We start from the raw sequence: 17945 nt of genomic DNA on the forward strand, positions 1-17945 counted from the left end.
TGCGACAATGCCGTCGCTGTCAGCAATTACAGAAAGGTGCACCGGCCCAAGGGAACACAGGCCTGTACACTGTTCCGGCCGTCAGCGGATCCGGGTCAAGCCTCGCCCGCTCTACGCTTCGCGGCTTCCTCTCGCAGTCTGCGCGCAGTCCAGTTCGTGAGACTTCCGTCTCCTATTTCCTCGTCCATCTCGGCAAGGGTTTGCGCTGCCTACGCGACGCGGTCCGCACTGACCTTCATGGCCATGTTTCATCTCCTGCGCAATAGGTTTCACCGCCGAATGGCAAGTTGCCAGAGTCGACGCCGTCGCCCTGCCCTGTGTCGACCGACGACGGAGCACCTATTCGGACGCCTGAGCGGTCCTTGAGTCCTCGCCCGCGACGATCAGGCGGGTCTCGACGACCTCGAATGATCCATCTCCGGTCAGATCGACCTTGTTTACCTCCGCAATAACAACTTTCGACATCTCGTACCTCTCTCGTTTCATGCAAGATTCCGGCTGGGCGAAACACTATCTGCCGCTCGGCGCGAGCGCTCACCCAATCCGGCGCGATCCAAATCTGCGATCATCGTGTCCCTTTTCCGGTCGCGGGATGCGAGGCTCACGTCTTGCCTTGCGGCGGGCTTGGCGCACCGCATCGGCTGCGCCCACGGGGCGCACAGTCTGGATACGCTCACGGAATGCGTTACCTACGCGCAGATTACGCATCGAGAGGATTGGACTCCATGGCAGCGGAAGACTTCTTTGTTCGGGACGGACTCCCCCCGGGCATGACCAATGACGAACCCGTTCCGTACGGCTATCGCCGGTGGAACGGCGTCGTCTGGGCCGACTCGTGGACAGACACGTACAACGCCATATCGCGGCAAGCCGTCATCGCATGGAGACAGGGTTTCGACAGCAAAGCCGAGCAGGAAGTCGAGGCGATGTACCGGATGGCCGCACAATTCGACCAACTCGGAAAAGAACTCGCCGAAAAGGACTAGACCGCAGACGAACAGACAGCGATATCGAATCTCGGCTGCAACGGCGCGCTTGCTGTCGCTCTCACATGAACGTATGGGCACTCGACTTCATATTCGAAGTCGAGTGCCAGTTTCGTATGTCCGCGTCCGAACAACCAGCTCGTCGGCACCATTGCCAGCGAAAGCCTCGACGCAGCAAGGGAAATACCGTGCAGTCGCGCCGAAAGGCATCCGTCCAATGAACGCAACCGAGTACCAGACGACCATTGTCGAGCCGCTCAACGCCGCAACTGGTCTCCTCTTCGGCATCGTCTTCACCGGCGGCAGGCACCGCGCATTGTCCGCACCGCTTGCTCAGCCCAACGCGCGCGCTGAACGCGCCGCCACACACGGTGCGCCCCCTTAGCCGCCCATCTGGCCCGCCCATTAACGCCCTCACGAGTTCTATTGCGTCCCCTGACATCAGAAGGTGGGCGGTCACTTCCGCGCCGCACGCGCCCGTTCAGGACCTGCGCGTCGCGTAACGCAGCGACAGCACACAGCGATTCAGCAGCGAGTAAATATCCCCCACACGCAAGGAACACAGTGCCGCCGACCACCCGCTTTGCCACGTTCGCCGCAGCTGCTCTCACCGCCGCACTCGCTCTCTCAGGATGTGGCAGTAGTGACGGATCACCGACGTCAGCCGTCACCAGCGAAGCACCCGCCGTCGACGCGGTAGAGGACACGTTACCTGCCCGAATGGAAGGCAGAATCGACAACCCGGACCGCACCGAAATGCACGGCTTCCTCACAGCCAGTCCGTACGAGCTGACGGCCGACCTCGAGGTGTACTCCACGCAGCAGCTGACGGCGGACAGTGCACCCGCACCGGATGGAAAGAAGTACGTCGTGATCAGCTCGGCACCAGCCACCACGAGTTGGATCATCGAAAAACGAGGATGCACAGGCGAACTCGGCGCATGCGGGCGCGCGGACCTCACCGAGACTTTCGAGCTGAACTTCGCACCATACGACTTCTCGGTCACCAGCCCCGATCCGGTGGAGCCGGTGAAGAAACGGGCACGGTTCGGCTCTCCACAGGGCGCCGAGTTGATCTTCGTGGTGCCTCAGGATGCTTCGGTGATGCAGTTGCGCGTGTCGGCGTATCGGCCGGGACGCCTCGACGCTGTGGAAGCATGGACGGACATCGACGTCGAGTTTTCCACTCTGCGATAGCGCGCATTAGGGAGGTCGCGGGGAGGCACCGGTGTTGTGACCGCCCTCGACGGATCCTCTCCCCCGCTCGCTCGACAACACCGACATCCTCGACTGCACCCTCGTCGAATACTGTTCGATTCTTCACGGCGGACCGATCCGGCTCGCTGACGATCGAAGGAGTGCAGAAGTGGCGACAGACGCGAACTTAGGCCCATGCGTCATCTGCGGAGATCTCGACAATCCCACTCTCGAACACATCATCCCGCAGGCACTGCTGCTGCGAATGGGAGTCGAACCCGCAACCACTGCCGATCATCCGTTCACGACATCGCTGTGTAACGACTGCAACACCGCAACCAGCAAGTTGCACAACAACACGGACCTGCTCGACTTGATCGAGACAGGGGCACCGGTCTCGCAGAACACCCTCCGCGCCCTCGCCTTCTGGATCGTCTGGATCACCTTGCTGCTGGGCGTGAAACGGGGCGGAGACGTCTGGCCGATAGAAGACGCACGTCAGCGATTGCAGTCACGCTTCAGCGACCGCTCGGGTGGGGGCGTCCCCAAAGGCACCAGGGTGTACGCAGCCCTGGTTAACGAAGACGAAACCAGCACCCTGAGCGCCCAGTACTCGATACTTCTGCGCAACGACCCGCGAGTGATCCTCGACCACGCAAACTTCCCCACCGGCTACCGCCCTTCAGGAGCAAAAACAGCCGCCGCCGTCCTGCGGGTCGGCAACCTCGTCGTGATGGTTCTGGGACCAACATGGTCGTCGGGACCGGACCACATTTCCCTCATCGACAAGGCCGCAGCCGATATCGGACTGACCCCGATCTGGCCGTCCACCAATCCCGAAATCACGCTGACGCCGCACACCGTGGCCCTCAAAGAGGTCTGGAATCTGTTCGTCTGCACACCTTTCACGACCCGGAACAACGAACTGCTTCCCGCCGCCCTTCGCGCCCTCGAGTCCGCTGTGAGCTACCTGGACCCGAGCACAGAGACCTAACGCGAGCGCGGATCCGGAGACCTGCCGTTCCGGCGCACGGGTCCACGCTGAACTCGTCGCCGTGTCCGCCGCTGCCATTCGCATCCGACTACGCATCCGACATCCGCTTTAGACTTCCTCTATCACCCTTCCCCGAGAGAGGCCTTTTGTGATGCCGGAGAACACAATCAACAGTGATGACACGGTCGAGGACGGCACCGACGCCAACGGCCCCTTCCGCAAGATGACGCCTGCAAAGGACATCGCGCACTGTTCGGCCTGCGGCCGACAAACCGAGGTCGTGATCATCCGGGACCCCGACACCGACGACGAGACGTGGTACGGGCTGTGCTGTGACGCCTACGGCGATGATTTGCCCGACTCTGTCCGCTTTCCCTTCGGCCGGTAGTCCCTTCCCCGCTCGCTACGAAACGAAAGGCAGGTTCATGAGCACCTACAAAGCATTCATCGCGAAGGACGGCAAGAGGTTTCAGGTCTCCGTCTGCTGGGATGACAACGACCCCAACAGGTTCATCACCGCACCGTTTCCTCTCGAACCATCCGACGACCTCGACAACCAACTCGGGCGAGCTGGGTACCGGCTGGTGTCGAACGACTCCGACAATATCGGCCGAGGTTGGGCCGTTGTGTCGCGGATGGCAACGGATCGGCCCTTCTACGATCCGGTGGAACAGACCTGGCGCTCATCTCTGTCCGACGATGCGAAGCAGAAAATCCGCGCCAAGTACCCGGACGCGTCGGTGCCTGGCGTAGCGTGAGCCCTCCCTCCGCCGTGCCCGATGTGACGCGCTAGTGGCTCGTCACGGATTGTTGACCGGGTAATCCGCGGCTGACCGACACGTCCACGGCAGACTGTCTCCGAGTCGAGACAAGGAGGTGGTCGTGGCACGTCAACCCAGCGTGTTCGTCCGATCGTTGACCATGGAGGAAGGGCGACGGCTGCAGAAGATCAGCCGCACCGCCAAGGACCCGATCAAGCTACGACGAGCCATCGTGGTGCTGATGTCCGCCCAAGGCCAGACCGTCAAGGACATCACCTCGTTGATGCAGGTCAGCGACGATTACGTCCGCGATGTCATCCATGCGTTCAACGAGCAGGGATTCGAGGCGTTGCACCCAAAATGGAACGGGGGACGTCCGAAGACGATCGATGAGCAGACTCGCGAGAAGATCTGCTTGATCGCCCGGACGTCCCCCTCCGATTGGAAAATCACCGCGTTCTCCACCTGGAGTCTCACCAAGCTGACCGAGCACCTGATCGCGCAGAAGATCGTGCCGGCCATCAGTCGTGAGACGCTGCGCCGCATCCTGCGCAAGGGCAAGGTCACCTGGCAGTCGACCACGACGTGGAAGGCCTCGACCGACCCGGATTTTTTGTCGAAGATGCACGCGATCCTCAAGCTGTATGACACCCCGCCAGCCGACGGGCGGGTCGTCTGCGTCGACGAATTCGGGCCGCTGAACCTGCAACCCCGTAAAGGGAAATCGTGGCGGCCGGCGACGTCTCCGCTTCGGTTGCGGGCGACGTATCACCGCTACGACGGCGTGATGCACATGCTCGCCGCGCTCGACTTATCCAGCGGCAGAATGTACTACCGAATCAAGCCACGTAAACGCGCCGGCGAGTTCCTCGAGCTGCTCAAGATGTTGCGGGCCAGGTGGCCCGGGGAGAAGTTGTATGTCGTGCTCGACAACTTCTCCCCGCACCGGCACCTGACCGTCCGCCGGTGGGCTGAGGACCATGACGTCGAGTTGGTGTTTTTGCCGACCTACGGGTCGTGGCTCAACTGGATCGAATCCGAATTCGCGGCACTGCGGTACTTCGCCCTCAACGGCACCGATCACCGCAGCCACACCGAGCAGAACACTGCGATCGGGGCGTATATGCGGTGGCGCAATGCCCGTGCCGAACCGAAAACCCGATTCGCTCCCGACTCACCGATCCGGTCGTGGACCGAGTACCCGCATTACCCGGCCAAGGTTGCGTGACGAGCCACTAGCGCCATCCGCGAACAGATGTGACCCCTCCGAGCTTCTCGGAGGGGTCATTTTTTGTGCCCAGATCCGCCGCTACTTGCGGTGGACCGCAGCATGATTGACGGACGAAGCGCACCGGTTGCGACGTCATAGCGTTTACCCGGTAAACACTTGCGATACCACGTTCGAATTCAACGGCGTTGTCGCGGTTGAAATGTCAGGCACCGGACACCGTGACGATCGCCCCATTCTTTGGCCTTTTTCGTGTAGCCGGTACGGGAAAAGAAGATCGCATCCTTGCCCTCCGCGTGCGCGATTCCACTCAGCCGCTGAATTTCGTGGAGCGCGATCTTGGAGGAGAAGAACTTGACCTGGGCGACCGCCCGAGCGGATGTGACGTCGATTCCGCCGTCCGGCCCCGCCTTCGTCTTCCTGGCGTCGGGGTAGCCGTTCTTGCGCATCCAGTCCTCGGCGAAGTCCTCTGCGTCCTCCCACGTGAGCAGCGGACGACCACGGAGCCGCACACGTGGCGGCGGGGCGTCCGCGTCCACTGTGGGAGATGGTTGGTCTGTCTCGTCCGACTGCGACGAGGGCAGGTCGAACGGGAACGGAAATGGATGCTCCGCGTCATCGGGACTGAGAACTGGCCGATACTTCGGATCGCCAAAAGCCGTTGGCTTCGTCCGGGCCTGGGCTTTGATACGGGCCTTGTTCGCGAGGTACCACTGGCCGAGGCCTGGCCCTCGCGAGTCCAGGTAGCGCGCGGCCGACTCGTCACGCCATCGCACTTCACCTTTGAGACCTTTCACCTCACGTAGGCACAGTCGACAACGAGCGGATAGCCCGAGGACGAGCGGTCCACCGCAGTAGCCACACAGCCAGAGTTCCTCCACGGCTTGCATTCTACGAACCCGGGGATCCATGCCTGCTGGCATCCTCGCCTACCAATGAAAGTGGCGCGCATCGCCGACGAAATCTCGTCCGTCGGTGACGCGCGCCGTTCTACAGACCTGCTGCCGGGTCAGCTCCCGAAGTTCACGCCTGGGGCTGCTGCGGGCGCACCAGCGGCGGGCAGCGTGACCACCCAGGACGCTTGCTGCACGGCGTAGGTGGTGAACGGGAACATCGCCAGGTATGTCTCGAGTCCTGGGTAGTCCGAGGCCCACATGCTCATCGGTTCGTCGAGGCTGCCGCAGGACGCCAAGACGACGTAAGCGCCGTCCGGGATGCCGGTGACTGTCTGAACTGTTGTGCCCGTCGGGATCACGCCGGTCTCGTAGATCGTTTGTCCTGGTCCGATCGTGTCTTCGATCGGCGGCAACACGCCACCAGGGGCGTCCCGAGGCCCGTGGTGCACTGCAGAGGACCGCCCGAGTTGTTGGTGATGGTATTGCTCACCGTGGACCCGGACGCGCTGTATGCGAAGGTGACGTCGGCAGCCGTCGAGGCCGAGGCCAGCGAGGGAGCTGCCATAGCCAAGGGAAGAGCTGCAGCACCGACCAGGGCCGCGCGTGTGATCGAACGCATCGAATCTCCTTCTCGTTCAGCATCAAATGTCGTCGACTGATCTTGACATGAAACGAGACCAACTGGACCGGTTTTCTTGGATCCCATGCCTCCGCCAACGACCGCACCCTGGGTGCCGCCTTGGCCAGCGCGCGACGGCATAACCCAAATATGCACCGAGAAAAGGGGACTCGAACCAATAGGTTCGAATCCCCTTATTGCGTGAGCGCGGCCCGTTTAGGGGACCGGTGTGTGCGGTGCATCTTCGGGTTCGATCCAGGAGCAACCCTCGATCTCCTGCGCCTTGTCTTGCGCCGAATACCTGTCGTCGGCGGTCACCGTACCAATGTGATTGTTCTCGTCGTCGTACACAATCCAGTTGCGCATTGGCGTCGATCTCCCAGCAGTCGAAGTTGATGAATCGGAACGGTTCTCGATCCGTTCATACATTCTCCCCCAACTGCTTTGAGCCCGTCGACTCCAAACTGCAACACGAGCAATCCGTCGCCGCATTGAACGGAACCTAGAACGACACTGCGCGCGATGTATCCGCGGTTTCCTGGTTACCGGCTAGCGGGGGCGGCTACATCCCGGCGACGATGATGTCCGGATGTGCGCGGACAGCAGCACCCTGTTGACTGGCTGGCACCAGGTGGGGAAGTTCCGGTTCGTCGTCCAGGGACACCGGGCCATCCCAGGGAGCGACGAGTGTTGGGTTGTATTCCCAACCGTCACACGACATGTCGTCAACCCAAATGGGAGTGAGGGAAGTGCCGAAATGCTTCTCCGCGAATGCCGTCACAGCAGGGAGGACGTTCTGATCGAAGTATCCTCCACTACCGACTTTGACGTCGCATCCGAATGCGCTCGGCCTCACTCTGGCGACGTATTCGCCAGCCGCCGAACGCAAAACCACATGATGGTAGGTCCCCATGTGCGGATCCTTTCTCGTTCTACGGGTGGGTCTTTCGTGACTATTTCTACACGCGATTCAGTGATTTCGCGGAGTCGGCGTGGCCCCGCGGCCACCACAGTGCCGACGGGGCTCTGACCGCCCAGTACCTCCTGGTGTTCAGTGCCTTCGCCGGGTGAAAACGATGCCTGCAGTTGAAATCAGGACCATCGCCACCAGGACCACGACGAAGAACGACCTGTCCGCGGCCGGTGTCAGGGTCTCGCTTTCTTTGGTCATTACGTCGGTGAAGGTGCAGCTCACACCTGGCGGGAGCCATCCCCAGAAGTCCGTAACTCCTGCCGTTACCCGCTCCGCGCGGTCGGGCAGCAGATTGGCGAACCGCGCCGGGGTTCCGTAGTGATCCATGCACCAGCTGGGTTGGTGTTGGAGTCGCAACGACAGCAGATCCCAGAAATAGACCAGCACCAGCAGGACCACCGAGATAGCCAGCGATGCCTGACTCACCCGTAGTGCTCGCGCGCTCACCGCTGACGCGTCACAGCTGCGCCCTCGCGCGGCAACGACGGCAACCGGTACACCCGCGGGCCGATGTCGCCACGAGCAGCGTTCACGAGTACCGGCGCGATCCGCACTCGCCGTTCGAGTGAACGCTTCGGCCCGTACCGCTGCCGCCGCCAATGCCCACGCCGGATATGAGGCGCCACCTGCGCGCCGGTCCCCTGCGCAGCCCCGGACTCCGCACGCCCGGTTGCCTTCACGTTCAGGACCCGCACCGCGCCGTCCTTGCGTTCGGCTGACTCGCCGTCCGCAGACTCCCGAACTGTGACATGCCCGTCGGTTTCCTCCGCTGCACTGTGCCAATCGCCCCATGCCGCGACCGCCGCCAGGTTGATCACCTGATCGCGGAACGCGGTGCTGTCCAACGACGCGGGCAGGGTCCATCGCCCGAGCACGCCGCTGGACTTGGCGGGGATCGTTACGCACCAAGCGAACTCGTCGTCGAGCCGCCCTACGGCGTCGGCGAGCAGGACGAGGCCTTCGATCCTTGCCCCGCGCTGCTCGATCATGTCGCAGAGGTCGACCCGGTCGGCGGTGAATCCTCGTGTTCCGGCCAGCAACATCGATCCCAGGGACCTTGTCTGACCGCGGCCCAAGATGTCCGTGACGACGCGCGTCATCCACTCCCACGACTCGTCCACCTCAGGTGTCGACGGTGCGGCGGCGTCGAGTCGGAGCGGATCAGCGAATGCGAGGAACACCTGCGCATAAGGCAACCGGATGTCGGCGCGATCGTCGGCTGAGAGCGGCTCCGAATCTGCATAGTTCAGTGTGTGTCCGGGCGGGAGCCAGAAGGGGACGGCCGCTTGTGTGGCGACCGCGATCCTCGACGGCGCACACGACCCAGCGCCACCGGCGTAGCGGAGCGCACTCCCCCATGCTGCCGCGGTGTACCAGTGCTGCAGCGAGGCCGCGTCCGCGGGAATGGGATGACGAGGCATCGCAGCGATCGGGAGGCGAATCCGGGAATCGAGAGCCTGCTCGGTTCCCGCACCGTACGCACGCTGCCACGTCGTAAATATTTGACGGGGCGGCAACCCGGACAACGCATTGCGTGTCGCCGCACTCAGTGTCGCGTGCGCTTGCGTCGGGATGGAAGGCCCTTCCGGGAAGTCGGTGTGTTCCTCGCCCAGGACCAGTCCCAGGGCCTGCGCCGACCCAGCCGACTCAGGGCTGGGCTCGGCGATCCACGAGGCCGGATGCCAAGCACTGACCGCCGCTGGAGTGCGATCGAAGAGGGTACCGAGAGCGCGCTGCCGTGTGTCGTCGTCGACATCGGCGTCCGCGCGATGATCATCCGCAGGCAACCGTGAGACGAGTAGCTCCTTCCGCATCTGCTTCTGGGCCTCGGTGTAGTGCTTTTTCGGTTGAGCCGATCGTCGTCCGCCGCGAGCGCGCTGAATCGCCGTGGCTGCTTCCTGCGAGATTTGTCGCCGGTCTGCGACATCGAGCTGAAGAGTCACGCTGTCCTCGGCGCCGATCACCGCCATGAAGGCTTCCAAGCTCTCGGTCTTGCCGCCCCCCAGGGCGTCGGTGATGGGATCCAGCATCCTCCCCCAGCGATCGTGGACCCGCTGATGCAGCGCGCGATGGGACTTCACCCATAGGCCGAGCGCGGCGATCTCGTTGCCGAGTCGATCGACTTCCGCCTGGCACGCCCTGTCCCGGTCCACGCACGCAGCGTCCAACTCGCGTTTGAGTTCATCCGCCTCGGCGCGTGCCTTGAATGCCGCCTCGTGCAGGCGCTCTTCCTCGGCGAGTTCCGCCCGGACAGTCGCGAGCTTGTCCTGCGCTTCCCGCATGTCGCGGTTGTGCTTGGCCTGACGGTGCTTGCCGCGCGCCATCAGAACTCCCTACGGTTCGCCGGGTACATGGCAAACGGCTTCGGTACCGGGAACTCCGAGACGCCCTGCGCTTCGAGCGATTCGAGGGTTTGGGTCCGCATCACCGCTTCCTCCTCCAAGGACTGCTGCAGCGAGTTGAGCGTGTCCTTGCCGTAGGACGACATCCTCGCGATGACCCCGGTGCGGTCCAAGCGGTAGAGCGACCACCGAATGTGGTCGCAGCTCGCCCAGACTTCATCGATCGCGTCCGTCAGTTCACCCGCCCGTGAGCGCAAGTCCTCGACTTTCGGATTGACCACGGCGTCCCGGTCCCGGTGCGCTTGGCGGATGGCCACGCGGAGCGGTTCGGGGTTCGGGGTGGTGTTCTCGGTGTCCATCCGCTCCCGGCGCAGTCGCCGGATCTTGTCCTGGATGTCCGCGATCTGCTTGTGCATTTCGTCGAGAGTTGCTGGTGCGTCGGCCATCAGTTCGACCTCCGTCCGCCACGCAGTGACAGGTCGTCGCCAAACGTGATTGTGGAAGCGCCAAAGCGGTAGCGAATCATGTCGTGCACCATATCGACTCGCACCGACGCGAATGCCGCTGGCCACGTTGACCTGTCGAGTGCGTCCGGCACGGTACAACTAACCGATGAGACCTCTGGTCGTTCGACACCGCATTCTGATCGTCGTCGCTGTCGTGATCGTCGCGATAGGCGGACTGTGGTGGACGAAGACGATTGCCTTCACCCGCTCATCACCGGTCGCGTTCACGGCCGAAACCTTCGTCTACGTTCCGCGCGGCGATCCTTCTGACATCACTCCCACAGTGATCGCGGCCTTCCCGTTCTCGAACGACGAGATCGTGAGGCTTGTCGCCGAGCGGATCGTAAACACATACGGCGGCAACAGATCCGAATACGCGTCGAGTCTGACCATCAAGGACACAACGGCTGTCGCGGGGAAGGTGGTGTACGCCCGCGGCCGGACGCCACTCTCGACTCAACGGATCGCGAACTACGGCGCCGAGGCCCTCTGCGATTTAGTCAACGCAGCAGTCTTCGCGCACACCGGCCAGGCGCGTGTCGCGTTCATGGTGTTCACCGACTAACTTCTCTGTCCGCCCTTCACACCGTCACATCCATGTATTCCGAGGGGCAGGACGTTCCCCGCCGGGCCGACGCCGTAAGCGCTTCCCCGCCAAAAGTATTAGCCCTAAAGGACTACTCGGATTGACCGGACCGTACGGACTCTCACCCGCACACAGGCCACGCCTGTCAATGCGGCCCCATCACTGCACAGTCCCCGCTACCGCCCGCGGTCCCGGGGCGGTAGCGGAAGCTCGGCCCGAGAGCCCCGTGATGAATACTGGGACGCACGCGCGTCGCCGACGGCTGTAGGAACGAAGGAGCAGTCCGTGACACGCCCGCAACGCCTGATCGTCCTCGTAACAGTGTTCGTGCTCGCAGTATTCGGCGGGTTGTGGTGGACGAAGACGATCGCGTTCACCCGCACGGCTCTCGTCGAGTTCAGTGTTACACCGACGCAACCCGATGCCGGAACCACGAGTTACGTCTTCGTCGGGATCCAGACAACCCCCGAGGACCTCGCCAAGACCGCTGAACTCCTCGCACACACACGCGGCGGCGCGGCAGCAGACTACGAATCCGATCTGACCATTACTGGGGCCTCCGACATCGCCGGGATCGCGGTGACTGCTCGCGCACGAACACCCGGCGCTGCAACGGCACTCGCGAACGACGCCGCGCGTGCGCTCAGTTCGTATCTCAACGACATGCCCACAACGACCACCAACAAGATCACCTACCGGGTCAGCTCTTTGGCTCAATAGCGAGCCCACCACGCCACATCCTGCTCGATCGGCGGCGACAACGCGAACAACGTTCATGCGGCACTCCGCCGCGTACCCAAGGACCATCGCCCACGGCTCAGGGTTGTACCGGTTTCGGCCAGGCCGTCGCATCTTTGCCGGTCACCTTCGGGTGAGCGATGACGGCGGCAATGAACGCCGGAATCGACATGCCCAATCCGTGCGAAAGTGTCGCTGCCGTCGTTCTGCCTTCGAGCCAGATACTCGGATCATCTTCGAGGGAATAGTGAAATTCCGTATTGGACCGATTCAGCGGTTGGGCAACGACACCAGGTCCGGTCGTGCCATTCCACATCCACGCCACGCTGACGGTGCCTTCCGACGGTTCGAGGCCGGCGATGATCCTCGTCAGGGTCGATTTGCCGGAGCCGTTGTGACCGACGATCGCGACGAACTCACCGTGTTCGATGTGTAGGTCGACTCCGGTCAATGCAGCTGTGGCGCTTCCCGGGTACCGATAACCGACCGAGGCGAGGGTGACCGGCAACGGCCCGATCTCGTCGTCGTCGGTGCTCGAGACAAGAGCTTCGGGGGTGGGGATGGTGGAGAGACGGTCGAGGATGGCGGTGAGGATCAGCCAGGCGAACAGTGTTCCGGTGACGATCCCGAACGCGATGGAACCGCCGACCCACCACCACCAGTTGTCGAGCACCGCGGTGGAGCTGCTGCGGAGCACATCGGCGGCACCCTGCAAGGCCGACGTGCGCTCGAGCAACCTGGACACGCCCTCGAGGGTGTTGCGAAGGGTGTCGAGGAACAACGTTCGCAGCGGAACGAGGATCAGCAAGAGCAACACCGTCAGGGCTCCCAGTGCGGGCCCGACGACCATCGAGGTGACCAGCACACCGAACAGGCCTTGCTTCTTGCGCTTCGCTCGCCCGACCAGGCCGCCCAACAGCGCCGCGCTCGCCACGGTGAGTGCCGTCTGTGTACCGGCAGCGACGAATCCGACGAGGGTGCCTGCTACCGCAGCGGTCAGAAGCGCACGGGTCCGATACCGAAGTGCGACCACCGACATCGGAACGGCCGCGACGACTTGAAGAATCGCTGCCATCGGCACGAGCACACCGATCACCGTCAATGCGACTGTGAAGCTGCTCATGACCGCGGCGGTCGCCAATTCCTGAGGACCGAGGGGCCCTGACTTCGGAGTGCGAGAAGAACTGACGGTCACCGCTCCAGTGTGCCAGCTCGACCGAGACACACTGTTCGACGTGACTTCCGTGGTTCGGGCCGGCCGGTCTTTGCGCAGTTGCTGCGGTGGTGAGCGTGAGAACAGAAAAGCGCGGAAAGCCCTCGTAAAAAGGGCTTTCCGCGCTCAGGCCGAGATCAGCGGCTGCGCTGGCTCGTAGCCGGTCCTGCTGCACGACGGCTGTGGCCGCCGCCACCGCTACGCGGCTGTCCACCGGAACGGGGCTGTCCGCCACCGCTGCGCGGCTGACCACCACTGCGCGGCTGACCACCCGAACGGGCCGGGCCGCCGCGGCGAGCGTTGCTGTTGCGCGGGGCTCCGGTGCGGGCGGGTGCCTGCTCGACTCGCGGTGCAGGCTCGACGTAGCGGGCCTGCTCGCCGACGAGGTTCGCCACTGCGGGCGAATCGGCGGTGACGCGGATCGGGGTGACCTTGATATCGGCCTTGCGCAGCAGCACTGCGGTGTCCTTGCGCTGCTCGGGCAGGACGACGGTCACGACGTCGCCAGCGCTGCCGGCGCGCGCCGTGCGGCCGGAGCGGTGCAAGTACGCCTTGTGCTCGGCCGGGGGATCGACGTGGACGACGAGCTGAACGTCGTCGACGTGGACGCCGCGGGCCGCGACGTCGGTGGCGACGAGAACGCGAGCCTGGCCGGAGGAGAAGGCTGCGAGGTTGCGGTCACGTGCGGCCTGCGAGAGGTTGCCGTGCAGGTCGACGGACGGGATTCCGGCGTCGGTGAGCTGCTTGGCCAGCTTGCGGGCCTGGTGCTTGGTGCGCATGAACAGGATGCGTCGTCCGGTGCCCGAGGCGAGCTGATGGACTAGCTTCTTCTTGGCTTCGACGCCGTCGACCTCGAAGACGCTGTGCGTCATGGCCTCGACGTGGGAGGTGGCCTCGTCGACGGAGTGCGTGATCTGGTTGTGTAGGAAGCGCTTGACCAGCTTGTCGACGCCGTTGTCCAGTGTCGCCGAGAACAGCATGCGCTGACCCTTGTCCGGGGTGGCGGCGAGGATGCGGGTGACGACAGGCAGGAAGCCCAGATCGGCCATGTGATCGGCCTCGTCGAGGACGGTGATCTGAACGCCGTCGAGCGTGAGGTGGCGCTGCTTCATCAGGTCTTCGAGGCGACCGGGGCAGGCGACGACGATGTCGACTCCACCCTTGAGCGCGGAGACCTGGCGAACCTGCGACACACCACCGAAGATCGTGGTGACCTTCAGCGAGTACGCGGCGGCGAGGGGCTCGATTGCGACGGCGATCTGGGTGGCGAGCTCACGCGTCGGAGCGAGAATCAGGCCACGCGGGCGGCCGGGCTTGCGATTGCCGGGAAGCTGGCCTGCGAGCCGAGCGACCATCGGGATCGCGAAGGCGAGTGTCTTTCCGCTGCCGGTCTTTCCGCGTCCGAGCACGTCGCGTCCCTGCAGTGTGTCGGGGAGCGTATCGGCCTGGATGGGGAAGGCTTCGGTCTTGCCCTGGCTCGCGAGTACATCCGCGATGGCCTGGGGTACACCGAGTGCAGCAAATGTTTGTGGGGTCGTCATAGTGATGAAAAGTGCCTTTCGGGCAGGGTGTTGCACCTGCGGGCCTTGGGCCGAGATGCAAGGTGGCGAGACTGCCGGTGGGCAGTTTCGATCGCCGTAAGAGAAGCCTGTGCGGGGTGCACATGGTGATTCGGGAGCATTCCACGACGTCTGACGTGCAGCTACGCGCGTCGTCACCGAGTGTAACCGAGTTGTGGCTCGGTCTCTTCCCGTGCATGTTCGTCACGCGGCGCCGTCGTCGAAGAGACCCGTGATCATCACGTTCTCGATTCGCGAGTTGTAGAGCTCGACCACCGGCATGGGCGGGGCACTCGAGTCATAGGTGTGGCCGGTGGGTGAGATGAGCCTGTACCGATGTCGCGCGTTGCGTTTGTCTCGCCGCGCTTCGGCCGTCCAGCCTTCCCCTTCTTTCGCGTAATTGCATGCGGCACAAAGGCCTGCGCCGTTTTCGGCGCTGGTTTTACCACCCGCGGAGTGTGGCCGGATGTGATCGTGGTGTCGGATCGGCGCGTCGCACCACGGGGTGCGGCAGGTGCGATCTCGGAGGTCGATGAGGCGTCCCAACGCGGTGGGAAAACCTCGCGACGTGGACTCCACTGCCGTCAGCGCTCCGGATTTCGGATGGGCATAGAGGCGACGTAATGCGACGTGCGTCTCATTGCCTTGTGCGTCGTCGAGCGCGTCTCGAATCAGTTGCCGTGCGACATCGGACGGGATTTCGCCGTAGCCGTGCAGATATGCGGACGTGTCACCGCCGGCGAGCAGCGTCGAATCGGAGATGACGATGTCGACGGTCACTGGCGGGCCTTGGGCTGCTGACGCGCCGGTGACCCGCTCGAACACGAGGTCGGCCATGATCTGGTCGCGCGTGCGTGTGTCGCCGCCCGAGTTGATGATGGTGTCGGCATCTCGTCGCAGCGTGGCCCACATGCAGACGGACTTCTCCATCGATGTGAGGACGGTGAAGAAACCCATGGATTCGGGTGCGGGGCGGGTGCTGGTGCGCCGAGCTGCGTATGCCTTCGCACGCCGCTTCACCTGGGAGGCGGCGTCGAGTTCGTTGGCAAGTGCGCGAGCGCGACCCTCGATGGTGCGGTCGCCGGCACCGGCCAATGTCGCGGGGTCTGCGCACAATCGTTCGTCGATGGTGCGGCGATCGTCGACGGTGAGGCACGCCGTCTCGCGAGCAAGAATCATGACCCGCCACTCGTTGAGTTCGCCGGCTTTCAGGCGCGCGAGAGTGTGCGGCATTTCGTGCACCAGCGCGCGTGCGAGTCCGAGGTGAGTGCCGCCACGGTTCGGCGATTCGCGTCGGGCCAAGCCGATCTGTGACGCAATCCCGCTGCGCCACTGAGCTTTCGGTTTGCCGAGCTCTTTGCGTTCGTTGCTGATGGCTGTTGCGACGGCATCGGTCACCACGGCTTGCGTTGCCACGCTGACGCACTTGACCGTCTCGAGAGCGGAGATCAAATCGATGCCTGCTGCTGCGTCGACAACGACATCGGACGCCTGAAGACGTGCGACGAAACGCAACACCTCATCAGGTGTCAGCGGCAAATTTTTCAAAGCTGTGACCACGAGTTCCTCCCCAGTACTCGAATGCATGTTCGATAGTACGGGTGAATTCGATGGTACGCAAGACCTGCTTCGGACGTCAGGTGAGCACTACTGCGATGGCGATGGAGCTGACAACGGCGTTGTTGAATGCGTGCAAAATCAGCGGAGCCCAGAGCGATCGATACCAGAGACGGAGTGCAACAAGGCCGGTGCCCAGGAAGAGGATGTACAGCATCGCCGGCGGTGCAATGTGGCACAGTGCGAAGACGATGGTGACAAGCGCAGCACTGACCGCTGTCGGCATCTTGGACCTGAGCCAATCGAGCAGGATCCTGCGAAACACTATTTCCTCTATCAAGGGAACAACGCCCGCGATCAGCACGAGTATCGCGGCGATCGAGGCCGGTCCGATTTCTACGGCGTCCTTCACTATCGCGTTCTGATTGCCGTCCGGTGCGACGTCGAGGAGTGCGCCAATTCCGGCCGTGGCCAGCACGGCGAGGAGCATCAGGAGCGGAACCTGCCACAGGAGATGGAGGAGGCTGTGCGCGGGGGATCGAAAACCCAAGTCCGACAGCGACCATCGACGTCGACGGATCAACGCGAAATAGAGGCCGGCGCATCCGATGATGCCGGCCAGAACCATGGCGAGCAAAGCTGCCTCGGCGACCCCGCCGATCATGAACCCCGCCACGGCCCCGATCAGTCCGCCGATCGTCGTTCCCCCGAACCCGCTGACGAAGGCCAACGCGACGTCGCCCACGGTGGGTGTAGGCAGTGGCGAGCCGGTGAATTGCGGGAAACTCTTGTGGTTCAGGTGGACGAGTGGCGCATGCTCGTCAGGGGAGTGGTCCACACCTGCACTATTTCGCCATACGCTCGCCTCCGCAAGTGCCGCACCCGGGCATCATGGCAGTCTTGCAGCGCTCTGTGGTGCCCTCGGCAGGATTCGAACCTGCGACCTACCCTTTAGGAGAGGGTTGCTCTATCCCCTGAGCTACGAAGGCTGGTAACTGTCCGTTGATCGTAAACTGCTGCAGCGCAACATTTTTCGATTTTCGGAACAATCGGTTGCGGATAGGTTTGCTGCCAGAGTGCACAGCCGACCCACATCGCGCTCGCTAGTCTAGCGGCCCACCCCGCGGATCGGGAAGCAGGTTCTGGATCGACGCCACTCGACCGGTCAGTGACGCAATCAGCTTCAATGCGGTGCGGTGCTGGTGAGCGGTGTAATCGGCAATCGCTTCGACGCCGACGAAGCACTCAATATCGCGGGCGGAAGCGTCGAACGTCGTCGCCAAAATTCCCGCCGACGCGAACACGCCCACGATGATGAGCTGGTCACGGCCGCGTCGGCGCAATTCGACCTCCAGATCGGTGGCGTAGAAGGCGCTGTAACTTCGCTTTGCGATCGGAGCGAAGTCCGGCTCGGTGATCGCTACCTCCTCGGCGTTTGGGCCCAACCCCCACATCGGTCCCAGCAGTCCCCGCTGGGCGACGTCACTCGCCGCTCGTGGAGCACTGGCCAGAATGGGTACCCCACTCGACCGCGCCCACGCGACCACCTCCGATGCCGCCGCAAACACTTTCGAGCGGACAGAGTCGTCGAGCACGTTGAGGTAGTACGGCTGCATGTCGTGGACCAGGAGGGCGGCTCGCTGAGGAACCAACTCCCACTCCGGGCCGCCCGAGCAGTCGAGCAGAGCGTCGGCGTCGTAGTCCTCTGCTGCGACGCTGAATGTGGCCATCCGACAACCCTTCCCTCCCGCAAACGCGCGCGCATTCGCTAGGCGCGCGCAGTCCTGCTA

General features: G+C 63.3%; 19 protein-coding genes, 1 tRNA gene and 1 pseudogene. 9 read left to right on the forward strand and 12 right to left on the reverse strand.

The genetic code is table 11. The features are described 5' to 3' along the window. Window positions 1–725: 725 nt before the first annotated feature. The 7 genes from KXC42_RS24660 to KXC42_RS24690 all read left to right on the forward strand — a co-directional run bounded on the left by KXC42_RS24660 (window position 726) and on the right by KXC42_RS24690 (window position 5166). Complete coding sequence (locus KXC42_RS24660; protein ID WP_064257172.1) at window positions 726–986, forward strand: hypothetical protein; 261 nt, start codon at window positions 726–728, stop codon at window positions 984–986. A 217-nt stretch (window positions 987–1203) separates the two neighbouring features. Further along, entirely contained in the window at window positions 1204–1371 is a 168-nt protein-coding gene (locus KXC42_RS24665) for a hypothetical protein (RefSeq protein ID WP_156666162.1), read from the forward strand. Between the two features lie 179 nt (window positions 1372–1550). Next, the gene (locus KXC42_RS24670; protein ID WP_211270239.1) at window positions 1551–2183 is read left to right on the forward strand and encodes a hypothetical protein; all 633 of its coding nucleotides are present in this window, start codon (window positions 1551–1553) and stop codon (window positions 2181–2183) included. Between the two features lie 169 nt (window positions 2184–2352). Next, window positions 2353–3177 carry a hypothetical protein gene (locus KXC42_RS24675; RefSeq protein ID WP_064257170.1) on the forward strand — a complete coding sequence of 275 codons (825 nt, stop codon included), beginning with the start codon at window positions 2353–2355 and terminating at the stop codon, window positions 3175–3177. Window positions 3178–3328: 151 nt separating this feature from the next. Next, on the forward strand, window positions 3329–3565 hold the full coding sequence (locus KXC42_RS24680; protein WP_064257169.1) for a hypothetical protein: 237 nt from the start codon (window positions 3329–3331) through the stop codon (window positions 3563–3565). A gap of 37 nt (window positions 3566–3602) precedes the next feature. Next, entirely contained in the window at window positions 3603–3935 is a 333-nt protein-coding gene (locus tag KXC42_RS24685; protein WP_064257168.1) for a hypothetical protein, read from the forward strand. Window positions 3936–4077: 142 nt separating this feature from the next. Then, window positions 4078–5166, forward strand: coding sequence for an IS630 family transposase (locus KXC42_RS24690; RefSeq protein ID WP_071936304.1), 1089 nt, complete (start codon window positions 4078–4080; stop codon window positions 5164–5166). Between the two features lie 179 nt (window positions 5167–5345). On the opposite strand, the gene KXC42_RS24695 is transcribed toward KXC42_RS24690, so the two are convergent. The 6 genes and pseudogenes from KXC42_RS24695 to KXC42_RS24720 form a co-directional block, all read right to left on the reverse strand. Further along, on the reverse strand, window positions 5346–6047 hold the full coding sequence (locus KXC42_RS24695) for a restriction endonuclease (RefSeq protein ID WP_169833943.1): 702 nt from the start codon (window positions 6045–6047) through the stop codon (window positions 5346–5348). A gap of 128 nt (window positions 6048–6175) precedes the next feature. Next, window positions 6176–6627 (reverse strand): annotated as a pseudogene (locus KXC42_RS27480) (hypothetical protein). 616 nt (window positions 6628–7243) lie between these two features. Next, the gene (locus KXC42_RS24705; protein WP_064257166.1) at window positions 7244–7594 is read right to left on the reverse strand and encodes a hypothetical protein; all 351 of its coding nucleotides are present in this window, start codon (window positions 7592–7594) and stop codon (window positions 7244–7246) included. A 138-nt stretch (window positions 7595–7732) separates the two neighbouring features. Beyond that, complete coding sequence (locus KXC42_RS24710) at window positions 7733–8080, reverse strand: hypothetical protein (RefSeq protein WP_156665547.1); 348 nt, start codon at window positions 8078–8080, stop codon at window positions 7733–7735. Between the two features lie 17 nt (window positions 8081–8097). Next, a complete protein-coding gene (locus KXC42_RS24715) occupies window positions 8098–9978 on the reverse strand; it encodes a hypothetical protein (RefSeq protein WP_064257164.1) in 1881 nt (626 codons plus the stop codon). Continuing rightward, on the reverse strand, window positions 9978–10442 hold the full coding sequence (locus KXC42_RS24720; protein ID WP_064257163.1) for a hypothetical protein: 465 nt from the start codon (window positions 10440–10442) through the stop codon (window positions 9978–9980). Before KXC42_RS24720 ends, KXC42_RS24715 begins: the two co-directional genes overlap by 1 nt. A gap of 166 nt (window positions 10443–10608) precedes the next feature. Between KXC42_RS24720 and KXC42_RS24725 the strand changes: the two genes are divergently transcribed. Together KXC42_RS24725 and KXC42_RS24730 are read left to right on the forward strand one after the other, a co-directional pair. Then, entirely contained in the window at window positions 10609–11067 is a 459-nt protein-coding gene (locus KXC42_RS24725; protein WP_064257162.1) for a hypothetical protein, read from the forward strand. A 306-nt stretch (window positions 11068–11373) separates the two neighbouring features. Next, entirely contained in the window at window positions 11374–11808 is a 435-nt protein-coding gene (locus KXC42_RS24730; protein WP_197481895.1) for a hypothetical protein, read from the forward strand. Between the two features lie 97 nt (window positions 11809–11905). On the opposite strand, the gene KXC42_RS27660 is transcribed toward KXC42_RS24730, so the two are convergent. The 6 genes from KXC42_RS27660 to KXC42_RS24760 form a co-directional block, all read right to left on the reverse strand. Continuing rightward, the gene (locus tag KXC42_RS27660; RefSeq protein WP_269454825.1) at window positions 11906–12949 is read right to left on the reverse strand and encodes a DUF2232 domain-containing protein; all 1044 of its coding nucleotides are present in this window, start codon (window positions 12947–12949) and stop codon (window positions 11906–11908) included. Between the two features lie 227 nt (window positions 12950–13176). Continuing rightward, window positions 13177–14580, reverse strand: a complete 1404-nt coding sequence (locus KXC42_RS24740) for a DEAD/DEAH box helicase (RefSeq protein ID WP_057479224.1) — start codon at window positions 14578–14580, stop codon at window positions 13177–13179. A 222-nt stretch (window positions 14581–14802) separates the two neighbouring features. Next, window positions 14803–16158 (reverse strand): HNH endonuclease signature motif containing protein, encoded by a 1356-nt coding sequence (locus KXC42_RS24745; RefSeq protein ID WP_082900148.1) that lies wholly within the window; start codon window positions 16156–16158, stop codon window positions 14803–14805. Between the two features lie 76 nt (window positions 16159–16234). Next, window positions 16235–16993: a CPBP family intramembrane glutamic endopeptidase gene (locus KXC42_RS24750; protein ID WP_156665549.1), complete on the reverse strand. Its 759-nt coding sequence runs from the start codon at window positions 16991–16993 to the stop codon at window positions 16235–16237. Between the two features lie 75 nt (window positions 16994–17068). Continuing rightward, window positions 17069–17144: transfer RNA gene (locus KXC42_RS24755), tRNA-Arg, on the reverse strand. A 114-nt stretch (window positions 17145–17258) separates the two neighbouring features. Then, complete coding sequence (locus KXC42_RS24760) at window positions 17259–17885, reverse strand: isochorismatase family protein (protein WP_064257161.1); 627 nt, start codon at window positions 17883–17885, stop codon at window positions 17259–17261. Window positions 17886–17945: the final 60 nt, after the last annotated feature.

Source organism: Rhodococcus sp. LW-XY12 (assembly GCF_019317345.1).
Lineage (GTDB): Bacteria > Actinomycetota > Actinomycetes > Mycobacteriales > Mycobacteriaceae > Rhodococcus > Rhodococcus pyridinivorans.